The sequence below is a fragment of the Treponema sp. R6D11 genome, assembly GCF_054786075.1.
In genome coordinates this window covers 1-393 of record NZ_BDHD01001082.1, presented here as the reverse complement: position 1 = coordinate 393, position 393 = coordinate 1, and the positions used below count along the sequence as shown (strand labels likewise).

Here is a 393-nt window from a genome sequence, read left to right as displayed (position 1 = left end):
AACGCGCGAAGGAACCTGTTATCGCTTGTACACACGCAAAGATTTTGAACAAAGACCGCTGTATACTACCGAAGAAATCTTCCGCACGGATCTATCAGAAGTTATTTTACGCATGGCTGACCTTGGAATTACCGATTTTGAGAACTTTGATTTTATCGCCGCGCCAGAAAAAGAAGGATTACTTGGCGGAATAGAGACATTAAATCTGCTTGACGCGCTTGAAAAAGACCGCAGTTTATCAAATATTGGCAAATTAATGACTGAATTTCCTCTTGCGCCGCGTCAATCAAGAATAATTGTAGAAGCAATACTAAAATATCCTGATGTGATCAAAGAAACGCTAATTGCGGCGGCATTTTTATCGACACAAAGCCCTTATATCCTTCCTCCCGG

1 pseudogene is annotated in these 393 nt (G+C 41.5%); it reads left to right on the top strand.

The features are described from left to right. A pseudogene (locus tag ACYVTD_RS17575) lies at positions 1-393 on the top strand (ATP-dependent RNA helicase); the annotation flags it as partial.